Here is an 18,035-nt window from a genome sequence, read left to right as displayed (position 1 = left end):
CCCATGTTTGCCGTCAGCCCGTTCCCCCTAAACACCGCACCCGCCGCCATGGCCGGTGTGGCTGCGCGCGCAATCTCCATCAAAACCACGACCATTAAGGGCTGATCCAGCCTGGTTCGTCGTGCGCCCTCCCCGGCCCAGACGAGCCGGGGCAAGTCGGTCCGGTCTGGAACCGTTTATTCACTTGAAAGGGCGTTTGAAATGAGCAAGTTGGTTGGTCTGGTCGGCTGGCGAGGCATGGTCGGCTCGGTGTTGATGGATCGCATGGTCGAAGAGAAAGATTTCGACCTGATCGAGCCGATGTTTTTCTCCACCTCCAACGCCGGCGGCAAGGCGCCCGCGATGGCGAAGAACGAAACCACGCTGCAGGACGCGAACAACATCGACGCCCTCAAGCGCTGCGAGATCATCATCACCGCCCAGGGCGGCGACTACACCAACGAGGTCTATCCCAAGCTGCGCGCCGCCGGCTGGAACGGCCACTGGATCGACGCCGCGTCCGCCCTTCGCATGGAGAAAGACGCCGTCATCATCCTCGACCCGGTCAACATGCCGGTGATCAAGAACGCCCTGGCCAAGGGCGGCAAGGAATGGATCGGCGGCAACTGCACCGTTTCCTGCATGCTGATGGGTGTCGGCGCGCTGTACAAGGCCGGCCTCGTCGAGTGGATGAGCACCCAGACCTACCAGGCCGCTTCGGGCGGTGGTGCCCAGCACATGCGCGAACTGCTGACGCAGTACGGCACGCTCAACGCCGAAGTGAAGGCCCTGCTGGACGACCCCAAGAGCGCCATCCTGGAAATCGACCGCAAGGTGATCGCCAAGCAGCGCAGCCTGACGGGCGCCGAAACGGCCAACTTCGGCGTGCCGCTGGGAGGCAGCCTGATCCCCTGGATCGACAAGGACCTGGGCAACGGCATGTCCAAGGAAGAGTGGAAGGGCATGGCCGAGACCAACAAGATCCTGGGTCTGGGCGAGGGCTTCGGTTCGGCGCCGATCCCGGTCGACGGCTTCTGCGTGCGCGTGGGCGCCATGCGCTGCCACAGCCAGGCGCTGACCTTCAAGCTGAAGAAGGATGTGCCGGTGGCCGATATCGAGGCCATGATCGCCGCCGACAACCCTTGGGCCAAGGTCGTGCCAAACACCCGCGAAGCCACCATCAAGGATCTGACGCCCGTGGCCGTGACCGGCACCATGACCATTCCGGTCGGCCGCATCCGCAAGCTGGCCATGGGACCGGAATACGTGGGTGCCTTCACCATCGGCGACCAGCTGCTGTGGGGCGCCGCCGAACCGCTGCGCCGCATGCTGCGCATCCTGCTGGACGCCTGATTCGTCACTACTTCTTACTTACAATCACAAATAAGCCGGCCTTTGCGCCGGCTTTGTCGTTGTGACGCCGCAACGCGAACAACGCCCGTGGGCCGACCAAAGGCCACCCCGGAAACTCAAGCGGATTCTCAGCTTGTCACCGTAATGCGTTGATGTTAAGGTCAATTCTCGGTTTTTTACGTCGAGGTTCAAGTGCCCAAATCCACCCGCCATACCCCCTTGCTCGGAACCATGACCACCCTCGGGGGCATCGGTCGCAGAGGTACTTCGCGGTTACATGCCGTTGCAGCAGCTGCGCTGCTGTCTGCCGGCCTCATGCAGCACGATGACGCGCTCGCTCTCGCGCTCGGTCGCGTGGCGGTCCAGTCCTCATTGGGCGAGCCTTTGCGGGCCGAGGTGGATGTGCTCGAAATCACGCCGGAAGAGGCGGCCAGTCTGCGCGTCGGTCTGGCTGCGCCGGAGACCTTCAGATCCTCGGGCATGGACCTCAGTTCGGCCATCGCGGGACTTCAAATCACCCTGCAGCGCCGCGCTGACGGCCGTGCATACCTGAGCGTGGTGGGCTCGCGCCCTGTCAATGAACCTTTCGTGGACATGGTGCTGGAGGCCAACTGGGCATCCGGCCGACTGGTGCGGGAGTACACACTGCTGCTGGATCCGCCCAAGAACACGGCTGCAGCGCCCGCACCGCTCAACGCTGCCGCTGCAGCGCCTGCAACAGCGGCTCGCAGCAATGCCGCCGCGGCACCCGCTGCCCAGAGCCGGGCAACTGCCCCATCGGTGGTGACAGCCCCCAAGACAGACAAGCCCGCTGCTGCAGCCCCTGCAGCGGCCAAGCCGGCAGCAGCCCCCTCCGCCGACGGCCCCTCCAAGCAGGTCACGACCAAGGCTGGCGACACGGCTGGCCGCATCGCAGCGGCCAACCTGCCCGCCAATGCATCGCTGGACCAGATGCTGGTGGCCATGCTCCGTGCCAACCCGCAGGCGTTCATCGGCAACAACGTCAACCGGATGAAGGCCGGCGCGATCCTGAACCTGCCGACCGAAGCGGCATCCATCGATGTCTCTGCCGGAGAAGCCAAACGCATCGTGGCGGCCCAAAGTCGCGACTTCAACGAGTTCCGTCGCCGGCTGGCGGGTGCGGTCCCCGAAGCCCCTGTGGCCGCGGCCGACCGCCAGGCTTCCGGCAAGGTTCAAACAGAAGTCGAAGACAAGAAGCCTGCCCAGTCGGCCCAGGACAAGCTGACGCTGTCCAAGGGTGCGGTTGCGGGCCAGGGCGCCAAGGAAGACAAGATCGCTCAGGAGCGCCAGGCCAAGGAAGCGTCGACCCGTGTGGCAGAACTTTCTCGCAACATCGACGAGCTGTCCAAGCTGGGACCGGCCGCCGCATCGGGTGCGCCTGCGGCTCCTGCAACCAAGCCCGCGGCCAGCACCCCGGCACCATCATTGCCGGTGGGTGCACCAACCGCTGCTCCTGCTCCTGCTCCTGCTCCTGCTCCTGCTCCTGCCGCCGCTGCGCCGGCCGCACCTGCAGCAGCGGCTCCAGCAACCCCGCCACCCGCAGCAGAACCTGCACCGCCAGCCCCGGCGCCTGCAGCACCCGCTGCAGCGGAGCCACCTGCTCCGGCACCTGCCCCAGCACCGAAGCCACGCCCGGCGCCTGCTCCTGTGCCCGTCGAGGAGGCTTCGTTTGTCGACCAGTTGATGGAGAACCCCATGGTGTTGCCGGGGGCAGCCGCCCTGCTGGCACTGCTGGGTGGCTTTGCGTTCTACCGCACGCGCCAGAAGAAGAAGGGCAACAGCGTTGATAGCTCCTTCCTGGAGAGCCGCCTGCAGCCCGACTCGTTCTTCGGCTCCAGCGGGGGGCAGCGCATCGACACCAACGAAGCCACCGCGTCCGGATCTTCGATGGTGTATTCGCCCAGTCAGCTGGACGCCGCTGGTGATGTAGACCCTGTGGCGGAAGCCGATGTCTACCTCGCTTACGGAAGAGATTTGCAGGCCGAGGAAATCCTCAAGGAAGCCATGCGCAGCGCCCCCACCAGGGTCGCCATTCACAACAAGCTGCTCGAGATCTACGCCAAGCGCCGTGACTCGAAGGCTTTCGAAGTGGTCGCCACGGAAGCCTATGCACTCACGCAAGGCCAGGGGCCGGAGTGGGAGCATGCCTGCGAGCTGGGCAAGGAACTGGATCCCTCCAACCCGCTGTACCAACCCGGAGGCAGCCCTGCTGTCAAGCCCGGCGCGGCCATGCCGATGGCCACCGGTGCCACCATCCCATTTGGCAGCAGCACGCTGGGAGACAACGCCAAGTCGGAAGACGCGGGCGACCTGGATCTCGATCTGGACTTCATGGAAGTGTCCTCGCGCTCGCCGCTGGCTGCCGCCAACGGCAAGGCCGACTCTCCGGTGTCGGCGATGGACGATCTGTCCCAGACCGACGCCTTGACCTCTGAACCCGCCAAGCTGGCCGATCCGGCATCACGGCCCATGGATTTCGATCTCGACTTCCCGTCGGACCCCATGCCGCTGACCTCGACGCCTGCGGCAGCACAGCCCACCTTCGACGATGCGGAAGTCCTGCCCGATTTCGACATTGCGGCGCCAGCGAGTGCGCCCCCGGCGGCACCAGCCTCTCCGGAACTGATGTCCTTTGATCTGGGCGACCTGAGCCTCGACCTCAATGGCAAACCCGAAGCGGGCGATGCGCTGGCAGGCAACGAGCTGGGTGCGGAGAGCCCGCTGGAGACCAAGCTCTCGCTGGCAGAGGAATTCCGTGCCATCGGCGATCTGGAAGGTGCACGCTCCCTGGCCGAAGAGGTGCTGGCAGAAGCTTCGGGCTCCCTCAAGACCAAGGCCAGCGCTTTCCTGGCAGACCTCTCCTGATCCTCGCCCCCTCTGCCCTCGTAACCGACGCGCCCACACCGGCCCCGCTGCCGGCTGGTGGGCGCATCGCATTGGGCGTCTCTTACAACGGCCGTGCCTATGACGGCTGGCAGAGCCAGCCCAGCGGCCAAACGGTTCAGGACAAGCTCGAAAAGGCCCTGGCCCGCTTTCTGGACCTGCCTGGTGTGAACACCCTGTGCGCCGGGCGCACGGACGCGGGCGTGCACGGCCTGAACCAGGTGGTGCATTTCGACAGCCCGCTGGCGCGGCCCGAGAACGCCTGGGTGCGCGGTACCAACAGCTTCCTTCCGCCGGACATCGCCGTGCAGTGGGCCCGGACTGTTCCACCAGGCTTCCACGCCCGCGCCAGTGCCATAGGCCGTCGCTACGCCTATGTGCTGCTTGAATCGCCCGTACGCCCCAGCGTGGACCATGGACAGGTGGGCTGGGTGTTCCGGCCGCTGGACCTGGCCACCATGCAGGCCGCCGCGCACCACCTGGTCGGCGAACACGACTTCACCTCGTTCCGAGCCTCCTCCTGCCAGGCCCACAGCCCGGTCAAGGACATGCGGCGCATCACCATCGACCGACGGGGTGCCTACTGGCGCTTCGAGTTCGAGGCCTCGGCCTTCCTGCATCACATGATCCGCAACATCATGGGTTGTCTGATTGCCGTGGGCACCGGCAACCGCCCGCCGTTGTGGATGGCCGAGGTGCTGGCCGCGAAAAGCCGTGATGTCGCAGCACCGACATTCGCCCCCGACGGGCTGTACTTTCTCGGGCCGGTCTACGATTCGTCTTGGAACATCCCGGACCGTACACCGGCCTTCGACTGGTTGCCCTGAACTTCCATGCCCCACCGCACCCGCATCAAGATCTGTGGCCTCACGCGTGAAGGTGACGTGGACGCGGCTGTTCGGGCTGGCGCCGACGCCATCGGCTTCGTGCTCTACCCGCAGAGTCCGCGCTTCGTCAGCCCGGAACGAGCCGGCGAACTGGCACGCCGACTGCCCCCCTTCGTCACGCCGGTGCTGCTGTTCGTCAATGCCAGCCCCGAGTTCATCGTCCAGGGCGTGGCAGCGGTGCCCAACGCCCTTTTGCAATTCCACGGCGACGAGACGCCTGCCGACTGCGCCGCCGGCGGGCGCCCGTTCGTCCGCGCTGCGCGCATTCCCCCTGGGCCAGCCGGCGCGGGCTTCGATCTTCTAAAATACGCGTCCGACTTCACCGCCGCGCAGGCCATCCTGCTCGACGCTCATGTAGAGGGCTACGGTGGTGGTGGTCAATCCTTCGACTGGAATGCGTTCCCTTGGTCACATCCGCAACTAAACGCCAGCTCTCGCCTCGTTTTGTCTGGTGGACTCACGCCTGCAAACGTGACCGATGGCATTCGCCTCGTGCGGCCCTGGGCCGTTGACGTGAGCTCCGGCGTCGAGGTGTCGAAAGGCATCAAAGACCCCGACAAGATGCTCGCCTTCGTGGCCGCCGTGAGCGCGGCCGATGCACAGACCTCCCGCCCCAGCTGACCCGTCTTCGGGTGGCTCGGGCCCAGCAACGAGACACCCCACATGGACACCAGCACCTACCAGCAACCCGACGCCCGCGGCCACTTCGGCATCTACGGTGGCAGCTTCGTGAGCGAGACGCTTACCCACGCCATCAACGAGCTGAAAGCCGCCTACGCGAAGTACCAGCACGACCCCGAGTTCTTGGCGGAATTCCGCAAGGAACTGGCCCACTTCGTCGGCCGGCCCAGCCCGGTCTACCACGCTGAGCGCATGAGCCGCGAGGTCGGCGGCGCGCAGATCTTCCTCAAGCGCGAAGACCTCAACCACACCGGCGCGCACAAGATCAACAACGTGATCGGCCAGGCCATGCTCGCCAAGCGCATGGGCAAGCCGCGCGTGATCGCCGAGACCGGCGCCGGACAACACGGCGTGGCCACCGCCACCATCTGCGCCCGCTACGGCCTGGAATGCGTGGTCTACATGGGCAGCGAAGACGTCAAGCGCCAGAGCCCCAACGTCTACCGCATGAAACTGCTGGGCGCAACCGTCGTGCCTGTGGAATCGGGCAGCAAGACGCTCAAGGACGCGCTCAACGAAGCCATGCGCGACTGGGTCGCCAACGTGGACAACACCTTCTACATCATCGGCACCGTGGCGGGCCCACACCCTTACCCGATGATGGTGCGCGACTTCCAGAGCGTGATCGGCAACGAGTGCCTGGTGCAGATGCCGCAGATGCTGAAAGAAGCGGGTTGCGAAAGCGAGCAGCCCGACGCCGTGGTCGCCTGCGTGGGTGGCGGCAGCAATGCCATGGGCATTTTCCACCCCTACATCGACCACGCCGGCACGCGCCTGATCGGCGTGGAGGCCGCCGGCGAAGGCCTGGACAGCGGCAAGCATTCAGCTTCCCTGCAGAAGGGCAGCCCTGGCGTGCTGCACGGCAACCGCACCTACGTGCTGCAGGACGACAACGGCCAGGTCACCGAGACGCACAGCGTCAGCGCCGGCCTGGACTACCCCGGCGTCGGCCCCGAACACGCGTTTCTGAAGGACATCGGACGCGCCGAGTACGTCGGCATCACCGACAAGGAGGCTCTGGAAGCCTTCCACTACCTCTGCCGCACCGAGGGCATCATCCCGGCGCTCGAATCCAGCCACGCCGTGGCCTACGCCATGAAGCTCGCCAAGACGATGAAGCCCACGCAGTCGGTGCTGGTCAACCTCTCCGGCCGCGGCGACAAGGACATCGGCACCGTGGCCGACCTGTCGAACGCCGACTTCTACTGCCGCCCCAGCTGCCGCGGCCAGTCCGTCAAGGGCGGCGTCGAATCCGTTGTGAAGGTTGCCAAATGAGCCGCATCGAAAAGACCCTGAGTGCGCTGAAGGCGCAGAACCGCAAGGCCCTGATTCCCTTCGTCACCGCCGGCTTCCCCTACGCCGACATCACGCCCAAGCTCATGCACGGCATGGTCGAGGGCGGTGCCGACATCATCGAACTGGGCGTTCCGTTCTCCGACCCGTCCGCCGACGGCCCGGTGATCCAGAAAGCCGGCGACCGCGCGCTGTCGCTGGGCATCGGCCTGGCGCAAGTGATCGCCATGGTGCGCGAATTCCGCAAGGAGAACGACGCCACGCCGGTGGTGCTGATGGGCTACGCCAACCCGATCGAACGCTACGACCAGAAGCACGGCGTGGGCGCCTTTGTGCGCGAAGCTTCGGCCGCTGGGGTGGATGGCGTGCTGGTGGTGGACTACCCGCCCGAGGAGTGCGAAGAGTTCGCCGCCGCGCTGCGCGCCGCGAACATGGACCTGATCTTTCTGCTCGCACCGACGTCCACCGACGAGCGCATGGCGCAGGTGGCGCGCGTGGCCAGCGGCTATGTCTACTACGTCTCGCTCAAGGGTGTGACCGGCGCCGGCACGCTGGACGTGGGCCAAGTCGAGGCCATGCTGCCGCGCATCCGCGCGCATGTGAGCATTCCCGTGGGTGTGGGCTTCGGTATCCGCGACGCCGAGACCGCCAAGGCCATCGGCAAGACCGCTGATGCGGTGGTGATCGGCAGCAAGATCATCCAGCTGATCGAGGATGAACCGTTCGAGAAGGTGGTGCCGGTGGCGGCCCACTTCATGCGCACCATCCGGAAAGCGCTGGACGCATAATCCGCCATCTTTAAGCCGGCCCCAGAGTCCGGCCCATCGTTAGGAGTTTCCGATGTCCTGGCTTGAAAAACTGCTGCCGCCCAAGATCACGCACACCGACCCGGCCGAGCGCCGCAGCGTGCCCGAGGGTCTGTGGATCAAGTGCCCCAGCTGCGAGGCCGTGCTCTACAAGACGGATCTCGAGAAGAACCAGAACGTCTGCCCGCACTGCAGCCACCATCACCGCATCGGTGCCCGCGCACGCCTGAACGCCTTTCTCGACGCCGAGGGCCGGTATGAGCTGGCGCAGGAGGTGCTGCCGGTCGACGCGCTGAAGTTCAAGGACAGCCGCAAGTACCCCGAGCGCCTGAAGGAAGCCCTGGAAACCACGGGCGAAACCGACGCACTCATCGTCATGGGTGGCGCGGTGCAGGGCATCAGCCTGGTGGTGGCCTGCTTCGAGTTCGATTTCATGGGCGGCTCCATGGGCTCCGTCGTCGGTGAGCGCTTTGTGCGCGGTGTCGAGGAAGCCATTGCCCAGAAGGTACCCTTTGTCTGCTTCACTGCCACCGGCGGCGCACGCATGCAGGAAGGCCTGCTGTCGTTGATGCAGATGGCCAAGACCAATGCGGCGCTGACCCGCCTGGCCAAGAAGAACCTGCCTTACATCAGCGTGTTGACCGACCCGACCATGGGCGGCGTGTCCGCCGGCTTCGCCTTTGTGGGCGACGTGGTGATCGCCGAGCCCAAGGCCCTGATCGGTTTCGCCGGCCCGCGCGTGATCGAGAACACCGTGCGCGTGAAGCTGCCAGAAGGCTTCCAGCGCGCCGAGTTCCTTCAGACCAAGGGCGCGGTGGACTTCATCTGCGACCGCCGCGAGCTGCGCCGGACCGTGGCCAGCACCCTGGCCATGCTGCAGCGTCAGAGCGCCGACGCGGTGGTGCCGGATTGAGCGAAGCGCCGCTGACGCTGAGCCAGCTGCCGCTGTTTCCGCTGCAGACCGTTCTTTTTCCCGGCGGCTGGATGCCGCTGCGCATCTTCGAGGTGCGCTACCTGGACATGATCAAACGCTGCCACGCGGCAGGCGCCCCCTTCGGCGTGGTGTGCCTCAGCGAAGGCAGCGAGGTGCGGCGCGCCGACCCGACCTCCCCCGACGGCTTTGCGCACGAGGCGTTTCACCAGGTCGGTACCATCGCGCGCATCGAGCAGGTTGAGCACCCACAGGCAGGCCTGATGCTCATCCACTGCCGCGGCCAGCAGCGCTTTCACATCACCGCCAGCCGCCGCCTGCCCCATGGGCTGTGGGTGGCCGATGTGAGGCTGGACGAGCCCGAGCGTGTCGTGGCGGTGCCGGAACACCTGCGCAGCACGCGCGACGCGCTGCAGCGCGTGCTGGCCAATCTGCGCGAGCGCGAACCCGGATCGATGAACGAACTGCCGTTGCAGCCGCCCTACCAGTGGGACGACAGCGGCTGGGTCGCCAACCGCTGGATTGAGCTGCTGCCGGCGCCGGCCGACCTGAAGCAGCGGCTGATGGCATTGGACAACCCGATGCTGCGACTGGAGCTGGTCTCCGACCTGCTCGACAAGCTGGGGGTTGAGCGGTAGTCAGGGCAACATGCTGAGCGCGTGCATGTAGCGCGCGCTGACCATCAGGCTGTCCCAATCCATGGCCTGGCCCTGCGGCAGCAGTGCCTGCCGCCGCTCCTCGCTGGCGGGGTTGGGCGCCCAGTCGCCTTGCACCAGCGCCTTGGACAAGGATTCGATCGCCTCGTCGATCGGCGCACCGCCGTCCACCACGCTCTGGTTGCACAGCAACACCATGTCGCCCCCGGCGCCGAGCGCCGCCAGCGCCGCCTCGGTGAAGCTCACACCCCGCCCGTCGATGTGGCGCGCGGCCTCCATGCTCAGGTCGTCGCTGAAGATCGCACCGGTGAACCCCAAATGATGCCGCAGCACCTCCTGCAGCCAGCGAGCCGAAAAGCCCGCAGGCCGGCTGTCCACCTTCGGGTAGATCACATGCGCGGGCATCACAGCGTCCAGGCTGGCCGAGAGCCAGCCGTAGGGCGCCGCATCGTCGGCCAGGATGGCCTTGAGGCTGCGCCGGTCGACGGGAATGACCAGGTGCGAATCGGCTTTCACAAAGCCATGACCCGGGAAGTGTTTGCCGCAGTTGCCCATGCCACTGGTGCGCAGGCCGTGCATCAGCGCCTGTGCCAGCACCGCCACCATGCGGGGGTCGCGGCCGAACGAGCGGTCGCCGATCACGGAGCTTTCGCCGTAGTCCAGATCGAGCACCGGCGTGAAGCTCAGGTCGACACCGCAGGCGCGCAGTTCGGCGCCGAGCACGTAACCGGCGGCGGTGGCCGCGTTGGTCGCCCGCATCGCAGGACCACCCTCGCCTTCGCCCCGCGTCGGGGCCGAGAGCCACAGCTGTCCGAAGGCAGCCATGGGTGGCAGGTGGGTGAATCCGTCGGTACGGAAACGCTGCACGCGGCCACCCTCGTGGTCGACCGCGATCAGCAGCTCCTGTCGCACCGCCTTGACCTGGGCACAAAGCGCTGTCAGCTGCTCCCGGTTGCGCCAGTTGCGACCAAACAGGATGAGGCCACCGACCAGGGGATGGGCCAGGCGCTGGCGGTCGGTGTCGGTCAGCTCGACGCCGGCCACGTCGATGATCAACGGGGCGTGTGTGTGCATGTCAGTCTCTCTCCACCACCACGAAGCTCGCGGCGTAGTCGGTCTCGTCGGTCACAGTCACATGGGCGCGCAGGCCCTGGGCCTCGAACCAGGTTTTCAGTGCGCCATGCAGCACGATCACCGGCTGGCCGCTGGGCTGGTTGAGGATTTCGCAGGCCCGCCAGGTCATGGGCATGCGCATGCCCAGGCCGATGGCCTTGGAGAAAGCTTCCTTGGCGGAAAACCGCGTCGCCATGTAGCGCAGCCCGCGCCCGGGCCAGCGTTCGCTGCGGCGCTGCCAGATGGCCAGTTCCTGCTCACCCAGCACCTTCTGCACAAAGCGCTCGCCCTGGCGTTCGAAGGTGGCTTCGATGCGCCGGATGTCGCAGACGTCGGTGCCGATGCCGAAGATCATCGGAACGCTTCGGCGATGCGGTGGTTGTAGTCGGTCACGGTGGCGGCGTAACCCAGCTCCAGCGCATCAGCGATCAGCGCGTGGCCGATCGACACCTCGCTCACGCCGGGCACGGTGCGCAGAAACTCGGTGAGGTTCTCGCGGTTGAGGTCGTGGCCCGCGTTCACACCCAGCCCCGCTTCCAGCGCCGCCTGCGCGGCGGCGCGGTAGCGCTCCAGCTGATGTGCACAGTCGGGCGTGTGCCAGGCGGCGGCATAGGGCTCGGTGTAGAGCTCCACCCGGTCGGCCCCCACGGCCCGTGCCGCCGCCATCTGTACGGGCTCCGGGTCCATGAACAGGCTCACGCGCGCGCCCAGTGCCTGCGCCTGCGCGATCACCGGCCGCAGCCGCTCGGCGTCCTGCGGGAAGCTCCAGCCGTGGTCGCTGGTGAACTGGCCTTCACTGTCGGGCACGAAGGTCAGCTGGTGCAGCGGCAGGCCGCGCGCCCGGACCTCGCGCGCGATATCCATGAGGTTGTGGAACGGATTGCCTTCGATGTTGTATTCGCGGTCCGGCCAGGCCTGCATCAGCTCGGCGAGTTCGAACACGTCGTGGCGTCGGATGTGGCGCTCGTCCGGCCGAGGGTGCACCGTGATGCCCCGCGCCCCGGCTTCGAGGCACAGGGTCGCAGCGCGGGTGACGGACGGAATGCCCAAGTGGCGCGTGTTGCGCACCAGCGCAACCTTGTTGAGATTGACCGACAGCGCGGTCGGGTGGTGAGCAGCGTGGGCCATGGTCAGGAGGATGTGGGACCGGAAGAAGCACCCGGATCAGCCACCGCTTTCGGCCGGACCAGCGACTGCAGGTCCAGCAAGAGCTGGCGGGTCCGGAACACCCGGACGCCGCTATGGTAGTGCAGCAGAGCACGCAACTGAGGCTGCAGGCTCTGCTGGCAGCCGGCGCAGGCGCGCAGGCTGGCGATGAGCGGGTCGCGGTCGTCCAGTGCGGTCTGCAGCAAACGCCACTGGCTGGCTTCGAGCGAGTGGACATCGTCGCCGTGCGCCACACGCAGCCCGGACTCGGCGCCCAGCACATAGGAAGTTCCCTCCTGCAGAGGCGCCAGCGTGCTGCCTTCGCAGGACAGATCGGGCAGCAGCCCGGTGTCTCGCAACAGCAGCAGCTCAAACGCCCGCAAGATCAGCTGCTGCGCATCGGACCGCTCGGCCAGCAGTTGCACCGCAAGCGCGTAATGGTCAAACAGACCGGGGTGCGGGTCGTCGCGCGCCAGCAGGCGCATCAGCAGCTCGTTGAGGTAGCTGCCCGAAAGCAGCGCATCGCCGGTGGGCATGACGTGCCCGCCCTGCCACTGCGCCGCCTTGAGCGTGCGCACCTCGGCGTCGCCACCCCAGCTCAGCAGCAGCGGCTGCAGCGGCAGCAGCACAGGACGGAACTGCGAGGTCGGCTTCTTGACGCCCTTGGCCACCAGGGCGATGCGCCCGTGGTGGCGGGTGAAGACTTCCAGGATGAGACTGGACTCGCTCCAGTCGTAGCGGTGCAGGACGAATGCGGGTTCTTCAGAAGTCCGGCGCGTGGCCATGACCCGTCACTCGTAACCGAACGACCGGACGCGTGCGTCGTCGTCGGCCCAGCCGGAACGCACCTTGACCCACAGTTCCAGGAACACCTTGCAGTCCCAGATCTTTTCGAGTTCCTGGCGGGCCTCGGTGCCGATGCGCTTGAGCTTCTCGCCCTTCTCGCCGATGACCATGCCCTTGTGCCCCTCGCGCTCGACCACGATGGTGGCCGCGATGCGCTTGAGCCCACCCTCTTCCTCGAACTTGTCGATCACCACCGTCGACGTGTAGGGCAGTTCGTCACCAGTGAGGCGGAACAGCTTCTCACGCACCATCTCTGCGGCCATGAACCGCTCGCTGCGGTCGGTCAGCTCCTCGGGATCGTGCATCCAGGCCTGTTGCGGCAGGTACTTGGCGCAGATCGCGAACAGGCGCTCAATGTCACGGGCGTTCTTGGCCGACATCGGCACGAACTCAGCGAACGGGTGTTTCTCCTGCATGGACTTGAGCCAGGGGGCCAACTCGCCCCGCCGGTGCACCAGATCGAACTTGTTGGCCAGCAACACCACGGGCACGTTCGAGGGCAGCAGCTCCATCACCTTGGCGTCCGCCGGATGGAAGTGCCCAGCCTCGACAACAAACAGGATCAGGTCGACATCGCTCACCGCGCCAAGCACAGTCTTGTTGAGCGCGCGGTTCAGCGCATTGCCGTGCCGCGTCTGGAAGCCGGGTGTGTCGACAAACACGAACTGGTTAGGGCCCACGGTGCGGTAACCCGTGATGCGGTGGCGCGTGGTCTGCGCCTTGCGCGAGGTGATGCTGATCTTCTGCCCCACCAACGCATTGAGCAGCGTGGACTTGCCCACATTGGGCTTGCCGACGATGGCCACATAGCCGCAGTGCTGCTGTTCCGGCTCCACGGCTTCAGGCTCTTGCGATGAGTCAGCGACGGCCTCTGCAGGCGTCTTGCGCAATGCCTTGGCCAACATGGCCTCAAGCGACGCGTCGGCGGGAACAGGAGCCGCAGGGGCGCCGGTGGGAGGACGGGAGGATTTGCTCATGAATGCATCCGGACAGAAACCGGCCAAGCGCCGAGATCGTCAGCCGCCCGCCTTGGTGGGTGCGGGTTCGGCGTCCCGCAAAAACGTCAGCATCGCAGCCGCTGCCGCCTGCTCTCCGGCCCGGCGCGACGCGCCGATGCCGCGCTCGCTGCGACCGGCCTCCGCCACCGTGCACTCGACGTCGAAGGTCTGTCGATGCGCCTCGCCCAGGGTGGCCACCACACGGTACTGCGGCAGTTGCATCTTGCGCGCCTGCAACCACTCCTGCAGATCGGTTTTGGGATCCTTGCCCATGGCTCCCATCTGGGCGCTGAGCTCGATATCACCATACAGGCGCCGCACCAGCAGGGACGCCGTCTCGAAACCAGCGTCCAGATACACCGCCCCGATCAAGGCCTCCAGCGCGTCAGCGAGGATGGAAGGCCGCTTGTGTCCGCCGGACCGCTTCTCGCCATCCCCCAGCCGCAAGCAGGGCGAAAGGCCCAGGCGTGTCGCGATCTGGTGCAGCGTGTCCTGCTTGACCAGATTGGCCCGGACGCGTGACAGATCGCCTTCGGGCAACTGGCTGAGCTTCTCGAACAACAGCCCGGACACCGCCAGACTCAGCACCGAGTCGCCCAGGAACTCCAGCCGCTCGTTGTGGTCCGCCGAAAAGCTGCGGTGTGTCAGCGCACGTTCAAGCAGGCGCGGACTGGAAAAAACATGTCCCAGGCGCTTTTGCAGTGCCGTCAATTCCTGGCTCAAAGGGGTGTGCCCCCAGCCGGACTGCCATCCAGTCTCATTGTGAGGAGCCGCTGTACTTCATCACCAGGTAGGCGGGTCCAGCCAGCGGAATTTCACGAACGTAGTCGAACGACACCACCACCTTGTCGCCCTGCTTTCCGATCTCCAGGTCCTTGCCCGAAATGGTGGTGATGTCATCGATCTGGGCCGCCTTGTCAAACAGGGAACGAACCTCGGCAACGGTCGATCCGTCTGCCGCCTTCTTCACTGCCTTTTGCACCGCCAGGTATTCGATGTAGGTCGGCACCACCTGGGCGACCACCACACCAGCGAAGGCCAGCAAAATGCCCACGAACAACAACCCAAAAAACGTCAGGCCGCGTTGCCGCTGTCTCTGCTTCATCACCCCACCTCCAGTAGTTGCGTGTCTTACTCGAACGAACCGATGCGCCCGAAATCGCCAAAATTCATCCAGACAAAGAAGGCCTTGCCGACGATGTTGGATTCAGGGACAAAACCCCAGAAACGCGAATCGAGTGAGTTATCCCGATTGTCACCCATCATGAAATAGTGCCCAGGGGGTACTTTGCACACGACACCCTCGGCCGGGTAGCGGCAATTTTCACGGAACGCAAAATCCGTGATGGGCGACACGAAAGGCGGTCGCATGTCGTCGTTGAGGGTGTTGTAGCGCCGCCCACCCAGCTCCTCGCCGAACTGTTTGGTATAGCGCATCTGCTCGCCATCAAAATAGTCGGGCTGGTTGATGCGGGGCACGGGCTGACCGTTGACCGTGAGGCGCTTGTTCAGGTAGGCCACCTCGTCGCCTGGTACGCCAATCACCCGCTTGATGTAGTCCAGGCTTGGTTGCGGGGGATAGCGAAACACCATGACGTCGCCACGCTGCGGTTCGTTGTTGGCAATCAATTTGGTGTTGATGACCGGCAGCCGCACGCCATAGTGAAACTTGTTCACCAGAATCAAATCCCCGACCTGAAGGGTCGGAATCATCGAGCCCGATGGGATCTTGAACGGCTCGAACAGGAAGCTCCGCAGAACAAACACGGCCAGGATCACAGGGAACAGGCCTGCGGTCCAGTCCAGCCACCAGGGTTGCGCCAGCAGCTTGTGACGTGCCATCGACAACTCTTCGTCCGAGGACTGTGCAAACCCTTGGCGCGCCAGTTCAGCCGCGCGTTCGTTGCGCGTTGCGACCAGCCGCTCGGCGTCCCGCCTGCGCTTCGGGAAGAAATAAAACTTCTCAGCCAGCCAGTAAACGCCCGTGACCGCTGTGGCCAGAAAAAGCAGCAGCGCGAAGTTGCCCTCGATGGCGCCAAAGAAAAACGCCGCCGCGTAGGCTCCGAAAGCCGCCAGGATCACCGCGGTGATCGTGCCCATGGTCTGCTGCATCACTCCTCCACCTGCAGGATGGCCAGAAAAGCCTCCTGGGGTACTTCGACCGAGCCGATCTGTTTCATGCGTTTCTTGCCTGCTTTCTGCTTCTCGAGGAGCTTGCGTTTGCGGGTGATGTCACCGCCGTAGCATTTTGCCAGCACGTTCTTGCGCAGCGCCTTGATGGTCTCGCGGGCGATCACGTTGCCACCGATGGCCGCCTGGATGGCCACGTCGAACTGCTGGCGGCTGATGATTTCGCGCATTTTGGCGGCCACGGCACGGCCGCGGTACTGCGCCTGCGTGCGGTGCACGATGATGGACAGCGCGTCCACCTTCTCGCCGTTGAGCAGCATGTCCACCTTGACCACGTCGGATGCCCGGTACTCCTTGAACTCGTAGTCCATCGAGGCGTAACCGCGGCTGACCGACTTGAGCTTGTCGAAGAAGTCCAGCACGATCTCGCCCAACGGCAGTTCGTAGGTCAGCATGACCTGTTTGCCGTGGTAGGCCATGTTCAGCTGCACGCCGCGCTTCTGATTGGCCAGCGTCATCACCGCTCCCACATATTCTTGCGGCATGTACAGGTGGACCGTCACGATGGGCTCGCGGATCTCTTCGATCCGGCCGACGTCGGGCATCTTGGACGGGTTCTCCACCATGATCACTTCGCCGTCGCCCTTGACCACCTGGTAGACCACGCTGGGCGCGGTGGTGATCAGGTCCTGGTCGAACTCGCGCTCCAGGCGCTCCTGCACGATCTCCATGTGCAGCAGGCCCAGGAAGCCGCAGCGGAAACCGAAGCCCAGCGCCTGCGACACCTCGGGCTCGTAGCGCAGCGCGGCGTCGTTGAGCTGCAGCTTCTCCAGCGCATCGCGCAACTGGTCGTACTCGCTCGCTTCGGACGGGTAGAGACCGGCGAACACCTGCGGCTGCACTTCCTTGAAGCCGGGCAGCGCCTCGGTGGCGAACGCCAGATTGGCGCCGCTGCTGGTCTTGACGGCCGTCACGGTGTCACCCACCTTGGCGGCCTTGAGCTCCTTGATGCCGGCGATGATGTAGCCCACCTCGCCCGCTTCCAGCGATTCGCGCGGTTCGTTGTGCGGCGTGAACACGCCCAGCTTCTCGGCGTTGTAGAGCGACTCGGTCGCCATCAGCTTGATCTTGTCGCCCTTGTTCAGACGGCCGTCGACCACGCGCACCAGCATCACCACGCCGACGTAGTTGTCGAACCAGCTGTCGATGATCATGGCGCGCAGCGGCGCGTCCGGGTTGCCGCGCGGCGCGGGCACCTTGGCCACGACCATCTCCAGAATGTCTTCGACACCCATGCCGGTCTTGGCCGAACACGGTACGGCATCGGTCGCGTCGATGCCGATCACGTCTTCGATTTCCTGCTTGGCGTTGTCCGGATCGGCCTGCGGCAGGTCCATCTTGTTGAGGACCGGCAGCACCTCCACACCCAGATCAAGCGCGGTGTAGCAGTTGGCCACCGTCTGGGCCTCCACACCCTGACTGGCGTCCACCACCAGCAGCGCGCCTTCGCAGGCCGAGAGCGATCGCGACACTTCATAAGAAAAGTCCACATGCCCTGGCGTGTCGATCAGGTTGAGGTTGTACACCTGGCCGTCGCGGGCCTTGTACTGCAACGCTGCGGTTTGCGCCTTGATGGTGATGCCCCGCTCTTTCTCCAGATCCATGGAGTCGAGCACCTGCTCACTCATCTCGCGATCGGACAGGCCGCCACAGCGGGAGATGATGCGGTCGGCCAGCGTGGACTTGCCGTGGTCGATGTGCGCGATGATGGAAAAATTGCGGATGTGGTGCATCGGAAAACCAGCCAGGAAACCAGGCCCCGCCACTCTCTGGAAGGCCATAAAAAAGGGCGCGTCAACTGGTGACGCGCCCGTAACCAACAATCAATGGCAACTGCGATAGTTGGGATTTCATTGTAGGCAAAAAGCCCCGGCTGCACAGCCAGAAACCACCCTCCATCGCCTGTTGCAACGCAGCAACGGGAGACTTATTCACAGATCATCCACAACAAAAATGAACATGTTGTGTGCCACCTGTGGAGCAAGCAAGAACAACTGGAGAGCGCTCTCACATAGTGAACGCTGAACATTGTTCGGCACCGCAATCAAGGTCTTGGAGCCCCGATTTTATCGAAATCAGTCAACTTACACCCCAAGATTGTGAGTGTTCACAAACTTTCGACTCAAACGGAAGACCGAGATCGATAGCGGGCACCCTGTGGCAAAACAACCAACTTCCGGAGCAAGCCCTTAAACCCAAGCGGGATCAAGGGTTTATTCGGGGCAGCTCATAGGATTTCGAGGTTTGCTCCC

17 protein-coding genes are annotated in these 18,035 nt (G+C 64.9%); 8 read left to right on the top strand and 9 right to left on the bottom strand.

All coding sequences use genetic code 11. The annotated features are described in order from the left end of the window. Positions 1-201: 201 nt before the first annotated feature. From asd to ACFOPI_RS15515, 8 genes are all read left to right on the top strand, one after another. The gene (asd, locus tag ACFOPI_RS15550) at positions 202-1,332 is read left to right on the top strand and encodes an aspartate-semialdehyde dehydrogenase (RefSeq protein ID WP_382175567.1); all 1,131 of its coding nucleotides are present in this window, start codon (positions 202-204) and stop codon (positions 1,330-1,332) included. Between the two features lie 315 nt (positions 1,333-1,647). After that, entirely contained in the window at positions 1,648-4,218 is a 2,571-nt protein-coding gene (locus tag ACFOPI_RS15545) for a FimV/HubP family polar landmark protein (RefSeq protein ID WP_382175564.1), read from the top strand. 71 nt (positions 4,219-4,289) lie between these two features. Next, positions 4,290-5,063 carry a tRNA pseudouridine(38-40) synthase TruA gene (gene truA, locus ACFOPI_RS15540; protein WP_382175562.1) on the top strand — a complete coding sequence of 258 codons (774 nt, stop codon included), beginning with the start codon at positions 4,290-4,292 and terminating at the stop codon, positions 5,061-5,063. Positions 5,064-5,069: 6 nt separating this feature from the next. Beyond that, a complete protein-coding gene (locus ACFOPI_RS15535; protein ID WP_382175559.1) occupies positions 5,070-5,744 on the top strand; it encodes a phosphoribosylanthranilate isomerase in 675 nt (224 codons plus the stop codon). Positions 5,745-5,786: 42 nt separating this feature from the next. Continuing rightward, on the top strand, positions 5,787-7,079 hold the full coding sequence (gene trpB, locus ACFOPI_RS15530) for a tryptophan synthase subunit beta (RefSeq protein ID WP_382175556.1): 1,293 nt from the start codon (positions 5,787-5,789) through the stop codon (positions 7,077-7,079). Beyond that, complete coding sequence (trpA, locus tag ACFOPI_RS15525) at positions 7,076-7,885, top strand: tryptophan synthase subunit alpha (protein ID WP_382175553.1); 810 nt, start codon at positions 7,076-7,078, stop codon at positions 7,883-7,885. The genes trpB and trpA overlap by 4 nt, the downstream gene beginning before the upstream one ends. 52 nt (positions 7,886-7,937) lie before the next feature. Then, a complete protein-coding gene (gene accD, locus ACFOPI_RS15520) occupies positions 7,938-8,816 on the top strand; it encodes an acetyl-CoA carboxylase, carboxyltransferase subunit beta (protein ID WP_079365457.1) in 879 nt (292 codons plus the stop codon). Continuing rightward, positions 8,813-9,472: an LON peptidase substrate-binding domain-containing protein gene (locus ACFOPI_RS15515; RefSeq protein ID WP_382175550.1), complete on the top strand. Its 660-nt coding sequence runs from the start codon at positions 8,813-8,815 to the stop codon at positions 9,470-9,472. Before accD ends, ACFOPI_RS15515 begins: the two co-directional genes overlap by 4 nt. Here the strand turns inward: ACFOPI_RS15515 and nagZ are convergent, their stop codons facing one another. From nagZ to lepA, 9 genes are read right to left on the bottom strand one after another with little or no spacing between them, the layout of a single operon-like run. Continuing rightward, positions 9,473-10,564 (bottom strand): beta-N-acetylhexosaminidase, encoded by a 1,092-nt coding sequence (gene nagZ, locus ACFOPI_RS15510; RefSeq protein ID WP_382175547.1) that lies wholly within the window; start codon positions 10,562-10,564, stop codon positions 9,473-9,475. It lies immediately after the preceding gene. Between the two features lies 1 nt (position 10,565). Continuing rightward, positions 10,566-10,958, bottom strand: a complete 393-nt coding sequence (acpS, locus tag ACFOPI_RS15505; RefSeq protein WP_382175544.1) for a holo-ACP synthase — start codon at positions 10,956-10,958, stop codon at positions 10,566-10,568. Further along, positions 10,955-11,731, bottom strand: a complete 777-nt coding sequence (locus ACFOPI_RS15500; protein WP_382175542.1) for a pyridoxine 5'-phosphate synthase — start codon at positions 11,729-11,731, stop codon at positions 10,955-10,957. Before ACFOPI_RS15500 ends, acpS begins: the two co-directional genes overlap by 4 nt. A 2-nt stretch (positions 11,732-11,733) precedes the next feature. Further along, positions 11,734-12,534 (bottom strand): DNA repair protein RecO, encoded by an 801-nt coding sequence (gene recO / locus ACFOPI_RS15495; protein WP_382175540.1) that lies wholly within the window; start codon positions 12,532-12,534, stop codon positions 11,734-11,736. A 6-nt stretch (positions 12,535-12,540) separates the two neighbouring features. Continuing rightward, entirely contained in the window at positions 12,541-13,572 is a 1,032-nt protein-coding gene (gene era / locus ACFOPI_RS15490) for a GTPase Era (protein ID WP_382175537.1), read from the bottom strand. 39 nt (positions 13,573-13,611) lie between these two features. Then, positions 13,612-14,304, bottom strand: coding sequence for a ribonuclease III (gene rnc / locus ACFOPI_RS15485; protein ID WP_382175534.1), 693 nt, complete (start codon positions 14,302-14,304; stop codon positions 13,612-13,614). A gap of 46 nt (positions 14,305-14,350) precedes the next feature. Then, complete coding sequence (locus ACFOPI_RS15480; protein WP_382175532.1) at positions 14,351-14,698, bottom strand: DUF4845 domain-containing protein; 348 nt, start codon at positions 14,696-14,698, stop codon at positions 14,351-14,353. 26 nt (positions 14,699-14,724) lie between these two features. Beyond that, entirely contained in the window at positions 14,725-15,705 is a 981-nt protein-coding gene (gene lepB / locus ACFOPI_RS15475) for a signal peptidase I (protein ID WP_382175529.1), read from the bottom strand. Continuing rightward, positions 15,705-17,516 (bottom strand): translation elongation factor 4, encoded by a 1,812-nt coding sequence (lepA, locus tag ACFOPI_RS15470; protein ID WP_382177194.1) that lies wholly within the window; start codon positions 17,514-17,516, stop codon positions 15,705-15,707. Before lepA ends, lepB begins: the two co-directional genes overlap by 1 nt. Positions 17,517-18,035 lie beyond the last annotated feature (519 nt).

Source organism: Hydrogenophaga luteola, assembly GCF_042648585.1.
In the GTDB taxonomy this organism is placed as follows: Bacteria; Pseudomonadota; Gammaproteobacteria; order Burkholderiales; family Burkholderiaceae_C; genus Hydrogenophaga; species Hydrogenophaga luteola.
This window is presented reverse-complemented; position numbering and strand designations above follow the sequence as displayed.